Annotated in this window: 19 protein-coding genes; 12 read left to right on the forward strand and 7 right to left on the reverse strand. The window is 73.1% G+C overall.

Translation table 11 applies throughout. The annotated features are described in order from the left end of the window. Window positions 1–20: 20 nt before the first annotated feature. Both AC3A3L_RS08940 and AC3A3L_RS08945 read right to left on the reverse strand, forming a co-directional pair. Complete coding sequence (locus AC3A3L_RS08940; protein ID WP_487639643.1) at window positions 21–1,577, reverse strand: glycerol-3-phosphate dehydrogenase/oxidase; 1,557 nt, start codon at window positions 1,575–1,577, stop codon at window positions 21–23. Then, complete coding sequence (locus AC3A3L_RS08945) at window positions 1,577–2,179, reverse strand: TetR/AcrR family transcriptional regulator (RefSeq protein ID WP_487639644.1); 603 nt, start codon at window positions 2,177–2,179, stop codon at window positions 1,577–1,579. Before AC3A3L_RS08945 ends, AC3A3L_RS08940 begins: the two co-directional genes overlap by 1 nt. 17 nt (window positions 2,180–2,196) lie before the next feature. On the opposite strand from AC3A3L_RS08945, the gene AC3A3L_RS08950 reads away from it, so the two are divergent. Continuing rightward, complete coding sequence (locus AC3A3L_RS08950) at window positions 2,197–3,780, forward strand: FAD-binding oxidoreductase (protein ID WP_487639645.1); 1,584 nt, start codon at window positions 2,197–2,199, stop codon at window positions 3,778–3,780. A gap of 6 nt (window positions 3,781–3,786) precedes the next feature. On the opposite strand, the gene AC3A3L_RS08955 is transcribed toward AC3A3L_RS08950, so the two are convergent. Then, a complete protein-coding gene (locus AC3A3L_RS08955) occupies window positions 3,787–4,491 on the reverse strand; it encodes a pirin family protein (RefSeq protein ID WP_487639646.1) in 705 nt (234 codons plus the stop codon). Window positions 4,492–4,509: 18 nt separating this feature from the next. Here AC3A3L_RS08955 and AC3A3L_RS08960 point away from each other — a divergent pair, with 18 nt between their 5' ends. The 9 genes from AC3A3L_RS08960 to AC3A3L_RS09000 all read left to right on the forward strand — a co-directional run bounded on the left by AC3A3L_RS08960 (window position 4,510) and on the right by AC3A3L_RS09000 (window position 14,141). After that, window positions 4,510–5,859, forward strand: coding sequence for a GH1 family beta-glucosidase (locus AC3A3L_RS08960; RefSeq protein WP_487639647.1), 1,350 nt, complete (start codon window positions 4,510–4,512; stop codon window positions 5,857–5,859). A gap of 110 nt (window positions 5,860–5,969) precedes the next feature. After that, complete coding sequence (locus AC3A3L_RS08965) at window positions 5,970–6,491, forward strand: hypothetical protein (protein WP_487639648.1); 522 nt, start codon at window positions 5,970–5,972, stop codon at window positions 6,489–6,491. 89 nt (window positions 6,492–6,580) lie between these two features. Further along, window positions 6,581–7,573 (forward strand): hypothetical protein, encoded by a 993-nt coding sequence (locus tag AC3A3L_RS08970; protein ID WP_487639649.1) that lies wholly within the window; start codon window positions 6,581–6,583, stop codon window positions 7,571–7,573. After that, window positions 7,570–8,316, forward strand: a complete 747-nt coding sequence (locus AC3A3L_RS08975) for a hypothetical protein (RefSeq protein WP_487639650.1) — start codon at window positions 7,570–7,572, stop codon at window positions 8,314–8,316. Before AC3A3L_RS08970 ends, AC3A3L_RS08975 begins: the two co-directional genes overlap by 4 nt. Continuing rightward, window positions 8,316–8,720 (forward strand): hypothetical protein, encoded by a 405-nt coding sequence (locus AC3A3L_RS08980; RefSeq protein WP_487639651.1) that lies wholly within the window; start codon window positions 8,316–8,318, stop codon window positions 8,718–8,720. Before AC3A3L_RS08975 ends, AC3A3L_RS08980 begins: the two co-directional genes overlap by 1 nt. A gap of 32 nt (window positions 8,721–8,752) precedes the next feature. Continuing rightward, window positions 8,753–9,814 carry a sulfotransferase family protein gene (locus AC3A3L_RS08985; RefSeq protein WP_487639652.1) on the forward strand — a complete coding sequence of 354 codons (1,062 nt, stop codon included), beginning with the start codon at window positions 8,753–8,755 and terminating at the stop codon, window positions 9,812–9,814. Further along, window positions 9,814–10,752: a hypothetical protein gene (locus AC3A3L_RS08990; protein ID WP_487639653.1), complete on the forward strand. Its 939-nt coding sequence runs from the start codon at window positions 9,814–9,816 to the stop codon at window positions 10,750–10,752. The genes AC3A3L_RS08985 and AC3A3L_RS08990 overlap by 1 nt, the downstream gene beginning before the upstream one ends. Further along, on the forward strand, window positions 10,749–12,554 hold the full coding sequence (locus AC3A3L_RS08995; RefSeq protein ID WP_487639654.1) for a glycosyltransferase: 1,806 nt from the start codon (window positions 10,749–10,751) through the stop codon (window positions 12,552–12,554). Before AC3A3L_RS08990 ends, AC3A3L_RS08995 begins: the two co-directional genes overlap by 4 nt. Window positions 12,555–12,557: 3 nt before the next feature. Next, window positions 12,558–14,141 carry a glycosyltransferase gene (locus AC3A3L_RS09000; protein ID WP_487639655.1) on the forward strand — a complete coding sequence of 528 codons (1,584 nt, stop codon included), beginning with the start codon at window positions 12,558–12,560 and terminating at the stop codon, window positions 14,139–14,141. Between the two features lie 139 nt (window positions 14,142–14,280). On the opposite strand, the gene AC3A3L_RS09005 is transcribed toward AC3A3L_RS09000, so the two are convergent. The 3 genes from AC3A3L_RS09005 to AC3A3L_RS09015 are packed head-to-tail and all read right to left on the reverse strand — an operon-like array spanning window position 14,281 to window position 16,828. Continuing rightward, window positions 14,281–15,453 (reverse strand): nucleotide sugar dehydrogenase, encoded by a 1,173-nt coding sequence (locus AC3A3L_RS09005; RefSeq protein WP_487639656.1) that lies wholly within the window; start codon window positions 15,451–15,453, stop codon window positions 14,281–14,283. Between the two features lie 4 nt (window positions 15,454–15,457). After that, window positions 15,458–16,066, reverse strand: coding sequence for a hypothetical protein (locus AC3A3L_RS09010; protein WP_487639657.1), 609 nt, complete (start codon window positions 16,064–16,066; stop codon window positions 15,458–15,460). A gap of 36 nt (window positions 16,067–16,102) precedes the next feature. Next, the gene (locus AC3A3L_RS09015; protein WP_487639658.1) at window positions 16,103–16,828 is read right to left on the reverse strand and encodes a hypothetical protein; all 726 of its coding nucleotides are present in this window, start codon (window positions 16,826–16,828) and stop codon (window positions 16,103–16,105) included. Between the two features lie 136 nt (window positions 16,829–16,964). On the opposite strand from AC3A3L_RS09015, the gene AC3A3L_RS09020 reads away from it, so the two are divergent. Next, a complete protein-coding gene (locus AC3A3L_RS09020; RefSeq protein WP_487639659.1) occupies window positions 16,965–17,102 on the forward strand; it encodes a hypothetical protein in 138 nt (45 codons plus the stop codon). Here the strand turns inward: AC3A3L_RS09020 and AC3A3L_RS09025 are convergent. Further along, a complete protein-coding gene (locus tag AC3A3L_RS09025) occupies window positions 17,096–17,725 on the reverse strand; it encodes a DUF998 domain-containing protein (RefSeq protein WP_487639660.1) in 630 nt (209 codons plus the stop codon). The two genes, AC3A3L_RS09020 and AC3A3L_RS09025, sit on opposite strands and share 7 nt — an antisense overlap. 90 nt (window positions 17,726–17,815) lie before the next feature. On the opposite strand from AC3A3L_RS09025, the gene AC3A3L_RS09030 reads away from it, so the two are divergent. Beyond that, window positions 17,816–17,950, forward strand: a complete 135-nt coding sequence (locus tag AC3A3L_RS09030; RefSeq protein ID WP_487639661.1) for a hypothetical protein — start codon at window positions 17,816–17,818, stop codon at window positions 17,948–17,950. Window positions 17,951–17,953 lie beyond the last annotated feature (3 nt).

Consider the following 17,953-nt stretch of genomic DNA (forward strand, 5'->3'; position numbering starts at 1 on the left):
CTGCGCCTGGCGGGGAGACGCTACGCCGGGCCGGTTGGTTGCGACGCATCGGCCACGAGCGCCAGTGCACGCCGGGCCGACGGTTCCGCGGAGGCCCGGTCGGCGGACACGAGCCCGACCCGCGTACGCCGGTCGAGCAGGTCGTCGAGGTCGTGTGCGCCCTCGTGGGTGACGGCGAAGACGAGCTCGGCGAGCGTCACCGGGACCTGGTCGGAGACCGGCGCGAGCAGCTCGTCGTCCGGCAGCCGGGTCACCTCGCGGGCGGTGGCGAGGACGAGGTCGGCGTCGGTGCCGAAGCGGCGTACGAGCCGGGCGGGCGCGGTGCTGCGGCGCAGCTCCTCGCGGGGTGCGGCGCCCAGCAGCGGCAGCGCGGCGGTCCGGCACGGGCCGGCCGTCAGGCGCCCGTCGGCGACCAGCGCGTCGAGGGCGTCCTGGGCCATCCGGCGGTAGGTCGTGAGCTTGCCGCCGACCACCGTCGTCACTCCCGTGGACGACGTGAGGATGGCGTGGCGGCGCGAGAGGTCGGACGTCTCGCCGGCGCCCGCGACCTCGAGCAGCGGGCGCAGGCCGGCGAAGGCACCGACCACGTCGGCCCTGGTGGGCGGGGCGGAAAACGCGGACGCGACCGCGTCGAGGAGGAAGTCGATCTCCGCCTCGCTGGGGGTGGGCACGTCGGGGACGGGTCCGCTCACGGGCTCCTCGGTGAGGCCGACGTAGATCGTGCCGTCGGGCTGCGGGAGGACCATCGCGAACCTCGCGCGTGAGCCCGCGATCGGCACCATCACCGCGATCCGGGTCTCCGGGAGGGCGGTGGCCCGCAGGACCAGGTGGGTGCCGCGGCTGGGCCTGAGTCGTACCTGGTCGTCCAGGCCGCCGGCCCACACCCCGGTCGCGTTGACGACTGCCCTCGCCGAGACCGTGCACGTCCGGCCGGTCAGCTCGTCGCGGAGCTCGACGCCGGTGCCGGTCGCCGAGGTGGCGCGGGCGCGGGTGCGGACGTGGGCGCCGTACGACGCCGCGGTGCGCGCCACGGTGACGACGAGACGGGCGTCGTCCTCGAGCTGGCCGTCCCAGGCGAGGTAGCCGCCACGGAGGGTCTCGGCGCGCAGCGCGGGCGCGAGGTCGAGCGCCTCGGTCGCGTTGAGCCGACGGGGCCGGGGGAGGGTGCGCGCGGGGGTGCGGGCGGTGCGCCGGAGCACGTCGCCGCCGTGCAGCCCGGCCCACGTCAGCGCCGTACGACTGCGGGGCATCGCGTCGTTGACGGGGGTGAGCATCGGCAGCGGGTGGACCAGGTGCGGGGCGGTGACGTCCATCAGGATGCCGCGCTCGACGGCGCTCTCGTGGGCGATGGCGAGCTGCCCCTGGGCGAGGTAGCGCAGCCCGCCGTGGACGAGCTTGGACGACCAGCGCGAGGTGCCGAAGGCGAGGTCGTGGGCGTCGACCGCGAGGACGGACAGGCCGCGGGTGACGGCGTCGAGGGCGACACCCGCGCCGGTGATGCCGAGACCGACCACGACGACGTCCACCTCGTCGGGCACGTCGACGAGGCCGGGGACGATGCGGCGAGCAGGCTGCATCAGGGCTCCAGCGTGCGGGTGACGGCGCGGGTGTACTCCGCGTCCAGGTCGTCGAGGCCGATCCGGTCGTCGGTCATCGTCAGCGCCGAGAAGACGAACCCGTGGCCCGCCAGGGTCAGCGACCGCGCCATCAGCACCGGGTCGCCGGGACGGATGGCGCCGGCGGCCTGCCCGCCGGCGATCTCGGCGGCGAGGATCTCCACGAGCGCCTCCTGCGAGCGGCCGCGGCGGTGGAGGAGGTAGGGGAGCATCAGGTCGGGGTCGAGCTCGACGATCCGGACGAACAGCTCGTTGTCGCGGAGGGCGCGCACGGTGGCGAGCGCGGCCGCGGCGATCCCGTCGGGGGTCGTCGTGTCCGCCGCGGCCGCCTGCGTCGCAGCGGCGATGCCGACCCACTCGCGGGTCATCAGGTCGCCGAGGAGCGAGCCCATGTCGGGCCACGCGCGGTAGATCGTCATCCGGGACACCCCGGCGCGCTTCGCGACCTCGGTGAGGGTCGTACGTCGCCAGCCGACGTCGAGGATGCAGGCGCGAGCGGCGTCGAGGTAGCCGTCGAGCCGCGGCTCGGTGTTCGACGGACCCGTGTGACGAAGTGACGACATGTGTCACACTGTAACGCATGTCGACCGAGCCCATGTCTCCCGAGATGCACCCCCAGCGCTGGGGCGACCCCGCCGCCGCCGGCGTCCTGCCCGGCTCCGCGCTCGGGCTCGTCGAGCTCGCCTTCGGTCTGCAGGACCGCTCGGCGGTCAGTGGAGCAACGCCGCCCGCGTCCGCGCTGGGCGACGCTGTGCTCGACGCCCTGCGTGCGGTCGTCGGCGCGGAGCACGTGCTGACCGACGACGCGACCCGCACCCTCCGCACGCGCGGGAAGTCCACCCCCGACCTGTTGCGCGCCCGCGCCGGCGACCTCGACGACGCTCCCGACGCCGTCGTGCGGCCCGACGGGCACGACGAGGTGGCGGCCGTGCTGGCGTGGGCGGTGGAGCACCGGGTGGCGGTCGTCCCGTTCGGCGGCGGCACCTCGGTCACCGGAGGGCTGGCCGCGCGCCGCGACGGGTTCGCCGGTGTGGTCAGCCTGGACCTGGTGCGGATGAAGCGGCTGGTCGCCGTCGACGACGTCTCGATGACCGCCACCCTCGAGCCGGGGCTGCGCGGCCCCGAGGCGGATGCCCTCCTGGGCGAGCACGGCATGACGCTCGGTCACTACCCGCAGTCCTTCCGGCACGCGTCGATCGGCGGCTTCGCCGCCACGCGCTCGAGCGGGCAGTCGAGCGCGGGCTACGGACGCTTCGACGCGATGGTCGTGGGCCTCACCGCCGCGACGCCGACCGGGACGCTGCACCTCGGCTCGTCGCCGGCCAACGCCGCGGGGCCCGACCTCCGCCAGCTGCTGCTGGGCTCGGAGGGCGCTTTCGGCGTCATCACCTCCGTCACGGTCCGCGTCCGGCGAGCGCCCGCCGTGACGTCGTACGAGGGCTGGCGGTGGCCGTCCTTCGGTGCCGGCTCCGACGCGATGCGCACCCTGGCGCAGGCTGGTCTGCTCCCGACCGTGCTGCGGCTGTCGGACGAGTCCGAGACGGCGATCAACCTCGCCGACCCCTCGTCCATCGGCGGCGCCGAGGACCCCGGGTGCCTGATGGTCACCGGCTACGAGGGCACCGAGGAGCAGGTCGCCGCCCGCCGCGCCGCTGTCACGGCCGTCCTGACCGGACTCGGGGGGACCGCGCTCGGGGGCGAGCCGGGGGAGAAGTGGGTGCACGGCCGCTTCGAGGGGCCCTACCTCCGCGATGCGCTCCTCGACCACGGCGTGCTCGTCGAGACCCTCGAGACCGCGACGTTCTGGTCGAACCGCGAGCGGCTGCACGCCGACGTGAGGGCCGCGCTCACCGCCTCGCTCGGCGAGGGGTCGCTCGTGCTGTGCCACGTCTCGCACGTGTACGAGACCGGCTGCTCGCTCTACTTCACCGTCGCCGCGCGGCAGGGCGACGACCCGATCGCCCAGTGGCAGGCGGCGAAGTCCGCGGCCAGCGACGCGATCCTCGCGGCCGGCGCGACGATCACCCACCACCACGCCGTCGGCACCGACCACAAGCCGTGGTTCGCGCAGGAGGTCGGGGACGTCGGGGTGCGCGTGCTCCGCGCCGTCAAGGCCGAGCTCGACCCGGCGGGGATCCTCAACCCGGGTGTCCTGATCCCCTGACCATCCTCAACCAGCGACTTCCGCAAAGGACCAGACGAGCAGCTCGGTCTCCTCGGCGGCCGTCACGAGGCGACCGGGCTCGTCGGTGAGGCGTACGGCGTCACCGGAGCGCAGGTCGAGGCCGTCGAGGGAAGCGGCCCCGGTCGCGGCGAAGACGTGCTGGCGCGGGTCGTCGGGCAGCTCGACCGACTGACCGGGGGACAGGCGCGCCACGAGGAGCCGGGCGCCGGACGTCCCGATCGGCAGGCCGTCGCCGCCGGCAACGGGCACCAGCCCGGACGACGACGGCGGCGCCTCGCCCAGGGCGTACGACGGCACCGCGCCCGGCACGGACGGGGTGAGCCAGGCCTGGACGAACCGGCAGCGACCCGACCCCGGGTCGGCGACCTCGCTGTGGCGGACACCGGTGCCGGCGGAGAGCACCTGGGCGCGGCCGGCCTCGACGACGTGCCGGTGGGCTGATGAGTCGGTGTGCACGAGCGCCCCCTCGAGCACCCACGTCACGATCTCGAGCTCGGTGTGCGGGTGCTCGGGGTAGCCCGCCACCGCCGACGCCGCCGGGTCGAGCAGGTCGTCGTTGTGGCAGACCAGCGGTCCGAAGCCGAGGTTGGTGGGGTCGTAGTGGGGCCCGAAGGAGAAGGAGTGCCTGGTCAAGCGGCCCTTGACGGCGTCGGACGACCTGTCCGAACCGGCGTACAGGGCGCTGCTCATGCCGATATCTTCGCGGGTGTGGCTTCCCCGCACGACTTCCCCCTGCTTCCTCCCGGCTTCCGCTTCGGCACGAGCACGGCGAGCTACCAGATCGAGGGCGCTGCTGCGGAGGATGGCCGGGGCCCGAGCATCTGGGACACCTTCGCCGCCGAGCCGGGGCGCGTGGCCGGCGGCGCCACGGGAGAGGTCGCGTGCGACCACTACCACCGCGTCGACGAGGACGTCGCGCTGATGAAGGAGCTCGGGACGGGCGGCTACCGCTTCTCGATCGCCTGGCCCCGCATCCAGCCCACGGGGCGCGGCCCGGCCAACGAGAAGGGCCTGGCGTTCTACGACCGGCTCCTCGACACGCTGCTCGCCAACGGCCAGGAGCCGATGGCCACGCTCTACCACTGGGACCTCCCGCAGTCGCTCGAGGACGACGGCGGCTGGCTCAACCGCGACACCGTGGAGCGCTTCGCCGAGTACGCCGCGATCGTGGGCGAGCGGTTCGCCGACCGCGTCGCCCACTGGATCCCCGTCAACGAGCCGAACGTCGCCTCGATCCTCGGCTACGGCCTCGGCACGCACGCCCCAGGCAAGGCGATGCTGTTCGACTGCCTGCCCGCCGCCCACCACCTGCTCCTGGCCCACGGCCGGGCGGCCATCGAGCTCCGCAACGCCGGTGCGACGTCGATCGGGTGCGCCAACAACCACGCCCCGATCTGGCCCGCCAGCGACGACGACGCCGACGTCGGGATGAGCAAGATCTTCGACGCCCTGTGGAACGGCACGTTCCTCGAGCCGATGCTGCTCGGGCGCTACCCGGTCGACCTGATGCCGCTCTTCGAGGACGTCATGTCCGACGGCGACCTCGCCACGATCCGGCAGCCGCTCGACTTCTACGGCGTCAACTACTACAACCCGATGAAGGTCGCCGCGGCCGACGAGGACTCCGAGATCCCCTTCGACCTGCGCGAGGTCGTCGGCTACCCGACCACCGACTTCGGCTGGCCGATCGTGCCCGACGCGCTGCGCGAGTGGCTGGTCATGTTCCGCGCCCGCTTCCGCGCCGCGCTCCCGCCGATCGTGATCACCGAGTCCGGCTGCAGCTACAACGTCGGACCCGACGAGTTCGGCGTCGTCGACGACCAGGCGCGCATCGACTACCTCCGCGCCCACGTCAACGCCGTCTCCGAGGCCATCCAGCGCGGTGTCGACGTCCGCGGCTACTACTGCTGGTCGCTGATGGACAACTTCGAGTGGGCCGAGGGCTACACCCAGCGCTTCGGCCTCGTGCACGTCGACTACGAGACGCTGAAGCGGACGCGCAAGAAGTCGTTCCACTGGTACGCCGACCTGATCGCGGCCCAGCCCCAGCACCTCTGACCGCCCGGCGTCGCCGTACGCGGTCAGCTGATATCTGAGGACGCCACGTACGTGCAGAGGGCCTCGACCCGTCCGCCACGTCCTCAGATATCGGGTGGTTGACTTCCGGCATGGCCGACGAGCGACCCGTCCCCGACCGTCCCGTCCCCGGCAGGCCGGGAGGGCCGGACGAGGGGTTCTCCTCGGGCGCAGCGCGGAACAGCTACGGGATGACGTGGGTGGCGCTCGCGCTGCTGGTCTTCATGATCCTCATCTGCGGCTGGCGGCTCTTCGAGTTCTGGGACAGCCGCCAGCCGCCGTCGGACGTGCGGACCCAGGAGGCGACCGTGCTCGGCTTCGAGGAGCTGGGCCGCAGCCGTCCGGGCGACGGGTCGCCGGAGTACGCCTCGATCCACTTCCGGCTCGAGGACGGCGCGGAGGAGTCCGCGCTCTACCAGCTCCGGCGGTTCGGCGAGGCCGAGAAGGGCGACACCATCACCGTCTACCGGAGCAGCGGCGAGTGGCGCACGACGTCCGAGAAGTCCGTCGGCGGGGTCGTCCTCTGGGGCGTCGGGATGGGGCTCCTGCTCCTCATGACGTTCGGCTGGTTCCGGGTGAGGTCGAGGGCGAAGAAGCACGAATCGCCCACCTGACGCGGGTTTCCGGGTTTGGCGGTGACGTCGCCGGGTAGGACTGGGGTCGACCCCGACCGCCCGCGACGAGACCGACGGAGGACGTGCCCGTGAGCTTCCAGGTGGACCCCGACGCGCTGACCGCGGCGTCGCGACTCGCGACCCGGCAGCACGACCACATCGGCACCATCGACGACTACATCAGCTCGTCGTGCAGCAACTTCGGGGCGTTCTCGGGGGTGCTCAACCTCTTCCAGGGCAGCTACGAGTCGGCCGTGTCGACGGCGCACGACGGGCTGCGCGACTCGAAGGCCGTGGCCGACAAGGTGCGCGACGCCTTCATCGACTCGCGCGACGACTACCTCGACACCGACGAGGCGACCTACGGCCGCTTCCGCGCCCTCTCGCCCGACCCGGCCGGCTTCCCGCCCTACGACCCGGCCGGCAGCGGCAACGACGCCCCGGGCGCCCCGCTCTCCAACGCGCCCGCCGACGGCACGAAGCTGCCCGACCTCGAGGACAAGGGCCCCGGCGTCGACGACGTCGCCAGGAAGGCCGTCGACCAGGTCAAGCCCGGCAACGACGTCGACAAGCCGCCCTCGTGGATGGACCCGAAGAAGGCCGCCGAGGACGCGATCAAGGACGCCGTGGAGCGCCGCACGGACGAGTACCAGTACTACCGCTCGCTCGGCTACTCCGACCAGGAGGCGCTCGAGTTCGCGAAGACCGACAACGCGGACGGCATCGCCGACACCCTCAACCACGACCGGATCAACCGCACCGCCGAGACCGCCTACAACACCGAGTACCACCGGGCGATCGCGGACGGTGCCTCGCCGGATGACGCCCGCGAGCGCGCCAACGACGCCTACGCCGACTCGCGCTCGCGCGACTCCGCCGACCACGACCGGCGTCGCGACATCGGCAGCACGGCGAGCACCTACAACGACCTCTACAACGAGGGCAAGAAGACCATCGACGGGGTCAACGACCTCGTCGACACCGTCGGCGAGATCGGCGACAACGCCGACGACCTCGACCGCTACGACGACTACCAGTCCCAGGACGAGGACGAGAGCGCACAGGAGTGGGCCGGACGATGACGACCATCACCGAGCACGTGAACCCGGTGTCGGCGGTGGCCGGCGGCACGCCCCCCGGCACCCAGGGCCAGTACATCGAGGACAAGAAGGGCGAGTGCGGCCTGATCATCCCGGCGATCGACAGCATCGTCGACAAGATCACGGGGTGGAGCCTCCTCGAGGCGCTCTTCAAGCCGGTCGCCGGCGACTTCAACGCGGTCTCCTCGATGCAGCTCGCCTGGGGCAACGTCGGCAACGCCTGCGGGTCCGTGGGCCAGAACTACACCTCGCTCGGCCAGCAGCTCCCGTCCGTCTGGCAGGGCCCGGCCGGCAGCGCCGCGGCCTCGCGGATGGCCGACGTGGGCCAGATGCATGCCGACCAGCAGGAGGCTTCCGGCTACATCGCCGAGCAGCTCGGGCACGTCATCGAGGTGGGCAAGGCGACCCTCGACGTGCTGGTCATCGCCATCGACTTCATCGACGGTGTCATCCAGGAGCTCATCATCTCCGGCCTCGCGGGGCCCATCGGTTGGGTCAAGGCAGGGGTCACCGCGCCCGGAAAGGCCCGCCGCATCGTCGAGCTGATCCACGACGGCCTGCGGGCCATCGAGAAGCTCACCCAGGCGGCGCAGGCCCTGCTCAAGGTGCTGCGCTACGTCAACGCCGGCCTCGGCGGTGCCAACTCGGTCCTGTCCTCGATCAGCACCGCCCAGCACGCCACCGCCGGCAACCGCACCGACGACTCCGCCGAGCGAGGATTCTGATGGCCCTCTCCGACGACCCCGGCCTGCAGGCCGCCCTCCAGGACTCGCGCCGCCAGGCCAACGAGGCCACGGCGTCGCTGCGCCGGCTCGCCGCGCACCTCGGCGCCGAGCGCGACAAGTTCCGCGCCGAGTCGGCCCGCCGCATCCAGGACCTGCAGGCGCAGGCGCGCCGCGGCGAGCTCGGTCCCGACCAGGAGCGCCTGCAGCGACGCGTCGACGCGGGCGAGACCTCGTGGCGCGACATCGCCTCCGGGGCCGACGCCGATCCGACGGCGGAGGCGGCCCGCGCCCACCTCGGCACCAGCCTGGCCGCGCTGCGCGAGGAGCTCGAGCACGACGAGGCCTTCCAGGAGGCCGACGCCGCCGCCCGGGCCCAGCAGGAGCGAGCCACCCCCGAGCGCTGATCGGTGCCCGACGCCCCCGATAGGCTCCGAGCATGACCGAGCCCACCCGCCGCCGCGTCGTGTTCGTCGTCGGCTCGGGCCGCAGCGGCACGAGCACGATGGCCGGGACCCTGCGCACCCTGGGCCTGCACGTCCCGCAGCCGGAGGTGGTCGCGGACGCGACCAACCCCAAGGGCTTCGGCGAGCCGCGCTGGGTCGTCGACCTCCACACCCAGCTGCTCGCCCGCAGCAACGTGCAGGTCTCCGACGCCCGGCCACGGGCGTGGCTCGACACCGGCACCACCAGCGGCGACCACGCCACCCGGGCGCGGGTGGCCGAGTGGCTCGAGGGGCAGTTCTCCTCCGGCGACGAGCTCGTCGTCAAGGACCCCCGCGCCGCCTGGTTCCTCGGCCTGTGGCGCGCCGCGGCCGACCGCTGCGGTGCCACGTCGTCGTACGTCACCATGCTGCGCCCGGTGACCGAGGTCGTCGGCTCGAAGCAGACCTACTACGGCCGGATGGGTGCCGGCTCCGACCAGGGCGCCGTCACCCGCACCGCCGCGTGGGTCAACATGATGCTCCACACCGAGCGGGCCACGCGCGGCCAGCAGCGGGCTTTCGTCCACTACGGCGACCTGCTCGACGACTGGACGCAACCGGTGTTCGCCCTCGGGGAGGCCTTCGACCTGGCGGCGGTCAAGACTGCGATGGCCGTCGACATCGCCGAGGTGCACCGCTTCATCGACCCGTCGCTGCGCCGGGTGACGATGACGTGGGACGACATCGGCGTGCCCACGCGGCTCCGCGAGCTCGCCGACGAGACCTGGCAGGCGCTGGACGCGATCGCGGGGGACGACTCCGCCGAGAACCAGGAACGCTGCGACCAGCTGCGGGCTGCCTACTCCGAGCAGTACGCCGAGGCGGAGGCGTTCGCCCACTCGACCGTCGTCGCCCAGCGGCGCGCGGCCGCCGCGGAGGCGCGCCGCGAGGCGGGGCAGCCCGCCCGCAGCGGCGTCGAGCGCGTGCCCCACGCCGTCCGCGCGATGGTGCCGGCCGGGGCCCGGCAGAAGCTGCGCAAGGTGATCGGCCGGGAGCGGCCGCAGGAACAGGCCTGATGCCCGACATCGCCTCCCTCGAGGGGGACCCGGCGTACGACGTCACGTGGCCCTGGACGTCCGGCGAGCCGCTGGTCCCCGGGCTGACGTGCGTCTTCCGGGTCCGCAACGAGGCGCGCAACCTGCCGTGGGTGCTGCCGCCGGTCTTCGCGGCCGTCCAGCACGTGCTGCTCGTCGACAACGGCTCCGACGACGGCACCGCCGACGTCGCCCGCACCGTGGCCGAGCAGTGCGGCGCCGCCGACCGGCTGACCGTCCTCGACTACCCCCACCGCGTCTCGCGCGCCGGCGGCGAGCACCTCGCCACGCCCGCGACGAGCGTCCACTCGCTCACGCACTTCTACAACTGGTGCTTCTCCCACGTCCGCACGACCTACTCGATGAAGTGGGACGGCGACATGGTGCTGACCCCCGAGGGCTCCGGGATCCTGCGCGACCTGTCGTGGCAGCTGCAGTCGACCCGCGCCATCGTCGCGATGCCCCGCCACCCGCTGACCGTCGTCGACGAGTCGACGGGGTGGCTCGACCTGTCGCTGCGCTTCCTCGAACCGTGGATCTATCCCATGGGCCCGGACTTCACGTTCGTGAAGGCCTTCGACTGGGAGCTGCGCGAGTTCCCGCCGGGCGTCGAGCGGATCGTGCTGCAGCAGGGCCTGGTGCTCGAGGTGAAGTGGCTCGACGCCGACGAGTACGCCCACTGGCGGCGCGACGGCGTCGACTTCACCAACACCCGGCTCTACCGCAAGCTGCGGGAGTTCGAGGTCGACGAGGCCATCCGCAACGGCGACCCCGAGGCGCTCGGCGGGCTGGTCCGGGTGACCGCCCCCGAGGGCGTCCACATCGTCGACCACGTCAGCCGCGACTGGCTCTGGCGACAGCCCCGACCGCTCGTGCAGCACTCGCTGCCCTCCTCGCTCAAGGAGCGCGTACGACCGTGACGCATCCGCCCCACCAACATGCACTGCACGACGTCCGGCTGCCCGGCCCCACGCTGGTGCTGGTCGACGACTCCGACAGCCTCGCGCTCGAGGCGCTGCACGGCATCGAGGACCTGCCGGGCATCGAGCCGACCATCGTGCCGCTGTCCACGCTCGACGGCCCCCGCAAGGGCTGGGGCTCGGTGCTCGTCGTGGCCGCCGACCGCGCCCGGCTGCGGCGGATGGCCAGCGCCGTACCCCTCCTCGGCCAGTGCAAGGCCATCGCCTGCTGGCTCACCGACGCCCCCACACCGTGGGTGCTGGTGCCGCGGCCGGAGTGGCCGCGGCTGGTCCACCTCGCCGCCCGTGAGGCCGGCGACCGCGGCGTGCTCACCGTCGTCCGGTTCGCCTCCGGCGCGCGCGCCCAGCTTGTCGTGATGGAGATGGCCCGCCAGGCCGCCGGTCCCGGCGACACCACCCACGGCGGCGTCGTCGTGGCCTACGCCGGTCGCCCGGCCGCCCCCGGCCTCGACGCCCGGGCGGTGCTGCTGCCCGACGTCTCGGGCGCCGGCGACCCCGAGCGGGACGTGCCGCCCGACGTGGTGGTCGCCCGCCGGGGAACCCCTTCCCAGCAGGGCGTCGCGGAGCACCACGTGATCGACCGCGCGCCGACCGTCGTCACCGACCCGGGGCCCGAGCCGGTCGACGAGCGCGTCTTCAACCCCATCGGCTTCCGCAAGGACTGGGACCACCCGCTGGTCGACCTCGACCGGTTGGTCAGCCGGTCGGGTCGCGGCCCGGTGACCGAGGACGTCGTCGCCGCGGCTCGCGCCTTCCAGGGCGTGCGGCTGCCGGCCGACACCCGCACCGCCGACCTGCTCGCGCTGGCGATCTCCGGCGTGCCGGTGGTCACCGAGGGCGTGCTCGACGTCGCCCCTCCGCTGGCCGCCGCGCTCGACGCCGACGTCGACCTCGACGACCCGCTGCGCCGCGAGGAGCACAGCCTCGCCGTGCGGCGCGCCGCCTTCGACCACCACTCGACGCTGGCCTGGCGCTCGGCGCTCGCCAGCCGGGCGGGCGTCCGCCACGTCGGGCTGCCGCCGGTCAGCGCGCTGCTGTCGACCAAGCGGCCCGAGATGCTCGACTTCGCGCTGCGGCAGGTCGCCCGGCAGCGGGGCGCGGAGGTCGAGCTGGTGCTGGCCGCGCACGGCTTCGAGCCCGACCGCGACGTCGTACGCCGTGCGCTCGGCGACCGGCCGCACCAGGTGCTGACCTTCGACGAGTCGACGTTCTTCGGCGACGTCCTCACCGCCGCGGCGCGGGCCGCGTCGAGCGAGGTGCTGCTGAAGGTCGACGACGACGACTGGTACTCACCCGACGCGGTCCACGACCTGCTGATGGCGCGCCGCTTCTCCGGCGCCGACGTGGTCGGGATGCCGTCGGAGTTCGTCTACCTCCACGCCAACGACGACCGCGACGACCTCACCGTCCGGCGCAACCACCCCTCGGAGATCTTCGCCCGCTTCGTCGCCGGCGGCACGCTGCTGCTCGACCGCGGCCTGCTCCGCTCGCTCGGCGACTTCCGCCGCGTGCGGAGGTACGTCGACGCCCAGCTGCTCGCCGGCGTCGAGGCGTCCGGCGGGCGGATCTACCGCACCCACGGCCTCGGCTACGTCCTGCGTCGCACGGGCGCGGGACACACCTGGCAGCGTGACGACGAGGAGTTCCGCCGACCTGACATCGTGGCCTCGGAGTGGGCCGGCTTCCAGCCGAGCCGCGCGCTCGAGGTCGACCCGGTCGACCGACCTGACGGGGGGAGGTAGGACATGGCACGGCAGCCGGTGGTGCGTCACAACGACTGGGGATCGCTCAGCCCGCCGACGCTCGGGGACTGGGAGCCGACGTTGTCGGTGACGGTCGTCGTGCCGACGTTCAACTACCAGCGCACCCTGCCCTACGTCCTCGCCGCGCTGGCCGGGCAGTCCTACCCCTCGCACCTGCTCGAGGTGCTGGTCGTCGACGACCAGAGCTCGCCGCCGCAGGAGCTGCCCGAGGTGCGCCCCGACAACACGCGGCTGATCCGCGTCGAGGAGGGCTGGGGCCGCGCCAACGCGTGCCACCTCGGTGCGCTCGCGGCCGACGGCGACGTCCTGCACTGGTACGACGCCGACATGCTCGCCCACCGCGAGGAGGTCGAGGCCCACGCGCGCTGGCACCACCTCGTCGACTACGCCGTCCCGGGCGGGCACAAGCTGTTCGTCGACCCGACCTCCCTGCTGGAGGTCGATCCCGCCGTCGTGCGCGACCGCGTGGCCGCGGGCGAGGCGGGCGAGCTGTTCCCCGGCCAGGAGCACGAGGCGCACCAGTGGGTCGAGGACTACTGGGCCAAGACCCACGACCTGCGCGAGGCGGGGCCGCGCGCCCAGCGCTTCCACATCGGCATGACCGGTTCGGTGACCAAGGCGCTCTACGACGACTCCGACGGCTTCGACCGCAGCCTGCGCCTCGGCGAGGACATGCACCTCGGCCACTCGCTCGCGCAGGCCGGCGGCGTCTTCGTGGTCGACCGGGAGGCGCGCAGCTGGCACCTCGGACGCTCGCAGGTGCTGCGCCGGGCCGAGCAGGTCAACCGCTTCAACGACCCCTACCTCGCCGACCTCGTGCCGACGATGCGCCCCAAGCGCAACCGCCACGGCCGCGCCTACCAGGTGCCCTACCTCGAGGTCGTGCTCGAGGCCGGTCCTGCCGACGAGACGATCCACCTCGTCGATTCGCTGCTCGACGGCGACGTCCCCGACCTCCGGGTGACGGTCGTGGGGCCGTGGTCGAGCGTCCACGACGACCGTGTCCAGCCGGTCGAGGACCCCGTGCTCGAGACCCGCCTGGTGCACCGGTCGTTCCTCCACGAGCCGCGGGTGCGGTTGGTCGAGGAGGCGCCGTCGCGCACCGACGCGGAGTTCGTGCTGACGCTGCCCGACGTGTCGCTCGCCCCGCAGCCCGTTGCTGTCGCCGCCCTCCTCGACGACCTCGAGCGCACCCACCACGGCGCGCGCGTGCTGTCGTACGACTCGGGCGCGACCGCGCGGCTCGAGCGCACCTCGGCCCTGGCCCGCGTCGGCCGCATCGCCGGCCCCGGCGACGACCGCGAGGCGCTGCTCGACGAGTCGTTCGGCGTGAAGACCTATCCCGCCACGGCGGTCGGCTGGGTGCCCGTGGCCGAGCGCGAGGTCGAGCGCTTCGTCCTCGGCGCCCGCCCCCCGATGGACCCCGACAAGTCGGAGAACCGCCTGCGCAAGGCCCTCGACAAGGGACGCGACGGCGCCGCCGGGCGGCCGGTCGACGGTCCCGCCCCGACGGCCGTGCCTGCCGAGGAGGAGCACCGGCGCGGGCTCTTCGGCCGCAGGCGGTGAAAGTGGTCGCTGGTCGAGGAAGGCGCCCTGGCGCCTGTCACGAGACCTTGATCCGGTCGGGCGGACTTGGCTGGGGGTTTCGTGACGGTCGCTGCGCGACCTCCTCAACCACCGCAGCGGAGGGGGCGAAGCGACGAGCTCAGTCGGCGCCGAAGAGGTCGCGCGTGTAGACCTTGTCGGCCACGTCGCGCAGCTCGTCGACCATCCGGTTGGCGACGATCAGGTCGGCGCGCTGCTTGAAGCCGGCGAGGTCGTCGGTGACCTCGGACCCGAACCAGGAGTCGACGTCGAGCTCGGGCTCGTAGACGACGACCTCCACGCCCTTGCCCTTGAGCCGCTTCATGATCCCCTGCACCGACGACTCGCGGAAGTTGTCCGAGCCGGCCTTCATGATCAGCCGGTGGATGCCGACCACCTGCGGCGCGCGGTCGAGGATGTCGAAGGCGATGAAGTCCTTGCGCGTCGTGTTGGCGTCGACGATCGCGGAGATCAGCGTCTGTGGGACGTCGGAGTAGTTGGCCAGCAGCTGCTTGGTGTCCTTGGGCAGGCAGTAGCCGCCGTAGCCGAACGACGGGTTGTTGTAGTGGGTGCCGATGCGCGGGTCGAGCCCGACGCCGTCGATGATCTGCCGGCTGTCGAGGCCGCGGGAGATGGCGAAGGAGTCGAGCTCGTTGAAGTAGGCGACCCGCATGGCGAGGTAGGTGTTGGCGAAGAGCTTGATCGCCTCGGCCTCGGTCGGCTCGGTGAAGAGCACCGGTACGTCGTCGGCGTCGGCGCCCTTGACGAGCAGCTCGGCGAACGCGCGGGCCCGCTCGGAGTCCTCGCCGACGACGATGCGGGCGGGGTGGAGGTTGTCGTGCAGCGCCCGCCCCTCGCGCAGGAACTCGGGGGAGAAGATCACGTCCGGGATGCCCAGGCGCTCGCGCACGTCCTCGATGTAGCCCACCGGCACCGTCGACTTCACGACCATGGTGGCGTCGGGCGCGATGCGGCGCACGTCGCGCATGACGGCCTCGATCGAGCTGGTGTCGAAGTAGTTGGTGACCGGGTCGTAGTTGGTCGGCGTCGCGATGATCACGAAGTCGGCACCCGTGTGCGACTCCTCCGCGTCGGTGGTGAAGGTGAGGTCCAGCTCCTCCTCGGAGAGGAAGCGCGAGATGTCGTCGTCGTGGATCGGGCTCTCGCCCCGCCGGAGGGTGTCGATGCGTGGGGCGTCGAGGTCGAGGCCGACGACGGTGTTGTGCCGGGCGAGCAGCACGGCCATGGACAGGCCTACGTAGCCGAGGCCCGCGACGGAGATCTTCGTGGTCACGCCGTCAGTGTGCCGTACGTCCGGCCGGCAGGACCGCGAACCACGGCACGGACCAGCCCGCGACCCGGAGGCTGCCGCGGACGAAGGCGTCCCGCGTGATCGCCACCGGCCTCCCGCTCGCGGGGTCGTACGCCGTCAGCGCCGCGCGGTCCCCGCTGACGACCAGGACGACGTGGCGGGGCAGCAGCCGGTTGCCGACGTAGAGCGGCACCGCCTGGCCACGGGCGACCGCGCGCGCCACGTCGTCGTACGTCTCGCCGCGGCGCCGCGGCCAGGCCACCCGCACGCGGTGGCGGGTGCCCGGGGCCGAGGTGCCGCCGGTGACGGTCAGCTCGTGCGCCAGGGACCACGGGGCGGTGCCGAGCGCCCGGGGCCACGCGACCTGCAGCGCCCCGGAGGCGCCGTACCAGCGGCTCGTGCGCACGTGCGTGGCGAGGACCTCGTCGGCGAACCGCCGCCGGCGCGGTCTCGGGTCACGCGTGCGCCCGGTGACCTCGCCGGTCTCCAGCCAGCGGGAGTAGTCGCGGTCGCCCAGCATCCGGGCCACGACCAGGCACGCGGATCCGCAGGTGGTGCGGTCGGGCTGGACGAGCCCGGCGGGGAGGTCGCTCATGACCCATGTCTACCGCGCCCCGCCGGGCTGGTGGGGTCAGCCGCGTTCGGAGGAGTCGCCGGTGACGACGACGTAGAACCGCTTGCGGGTGCCGTCGGAGGTGACGCTGCCGTCGCTGTTGCGCGGGCTGACCACGAGGTGGTTGGTGTTGCCGGTGCCGGGAGGCGCGCAGTTCACGACGCCGGGCTGGCACATCGCCGCAGAGATCTCGCCGGAGAACTCCGGGTTGGCGTCGGCGCCCGGGGCGCGGCCGTTGGTGACGGCGTCGCCGTTCTGGTCGACGGTGTTCTGCAGGGCGACGACCGCGAGGACGCCGTTGTTCGTGAGGTTCTCGCCGGCGTCGATGTAGACGTTGCCGTTGGCGCGCAGCCCGGCGGTGTCGGCTCCCATCGGCGCGAGCGTCGGGTAGGCGGCGGTGACCGAGAAGCCACCGGACTGCGCCACGATGGCGCCGGTCGCGTCGACGAGCGCCCAGCGCCCGACCCCGGCGGGGCCCTGCTTGCCGGCGGGCAGCTGGCCCGCCTTGAAGTCGCGGGCGCGCAGCGACCCGTCCTTGACCTGCTTGGCGCCGATGGTGCCCGTCTTGATGTCCTTGCCCTGGATGGTCCTGTTCTTGATGTCCTTGGACTGGATCGAGTTGTTGCGGATGTCGTCGGAGCCGATCAGCCCCGCGGCGTACGACGTGCCGGTGGAGGCCACGACCAGGGCCATGACGGAGACGGCCATCGAGGGGGACGGACGGCGGAGAGCAGGGAGGCGCATGACGGAACCCTTCATCGGTGGGGCCGCCGGGACCGACGGCTCGCACGGGGTTCGGAGTGACCCGGGTCACGGATTGATGAGAGTTCTCTCATCGGCGGCGCGCATGGGAGTTGGCCGCCAGTGGCACTGTGACGGCATGGGTATGGCAAAGAAGATCGCGGCCTTCGGCATCGCCAAGAAGGTCTACGACGAGGCACGCAAGCCCCACAACCAGGCCAAGATCAGGCAGGCCGTGCAGAAGGTGCAGGAACGCCGCGGCGGCAAGCGCTACTGAGCGCGGGCGGCCGCGTCCTGGGGGCCTCGCGGGCGCAGGACGGCGTCCCAGGCGTACGCCGCCAGCCCGAGGAGCACGGGCCACAGCGCGGCCCGCTCGAGCGCTCCGGACGCCCGCCCATCGCCGGCGACCACGAACCCCACCGCGGCCGCAGCCGTCAGGGCACCGGTGGCCGTCAGCACGCGGCCCAGCCCGGGCCGCTCCGGGCGGACGCGTCGCCCGAGCAGCAGCAGCGCCAGCGGCTGGGCGACGAAGAGCGGCGTCGCGGCGACCGCGTGCAGCGTGGCGTCCTGGTCGAGCGGCGCCAGCCCGGTGGCGTACGAGCTCAGTCCCGACACCACGAGCAGCCCGGTCACCCACGGCCCGAGCGGCCTCGCGAGCAGCAGCGCGCCGACGGCCAGCGCGACGCCGTAGGCCACGAACGCGCCGTTCATCACCTCGTGGCGCGGTGAGCAGTACGCCGCCGTGCACCCCACCTCGCCGAGCCGGCTCACCGAGTCGGAGACGAAGCTGTAGCCACCGATCGTCGCCGCGGCAGTGACGACCTCGGCCGCGACGTAGGTGGGCCGCAGCAGGAGGACGAGCGCACCGAGCCGGGCGGCGCGCGACCGGGTGGCAGGCACCCGGCCAACCTACGGGCGCGGTCCCACCGATCCCATCACTCGGGGTGGGGAGGCGTTGCCACTCCCCGGTCGTCGGCGTAGGACTGGAGGATGACCACCACACCAGCCGAGCCCGACCCCGAGCCCGAGATCGTGCCGTCGGGAGAGCCCGGCCTCGACCCGATCGACCCGGGCGAGGTACCCGACTCGCCCATCCCCGAGACGCAGCCCGCCGGCGACAGGTAACAC

The sequence above is a fragment of the Nocardioides sp. Soil_C_8 genome, from assembly GCF_057656315.1.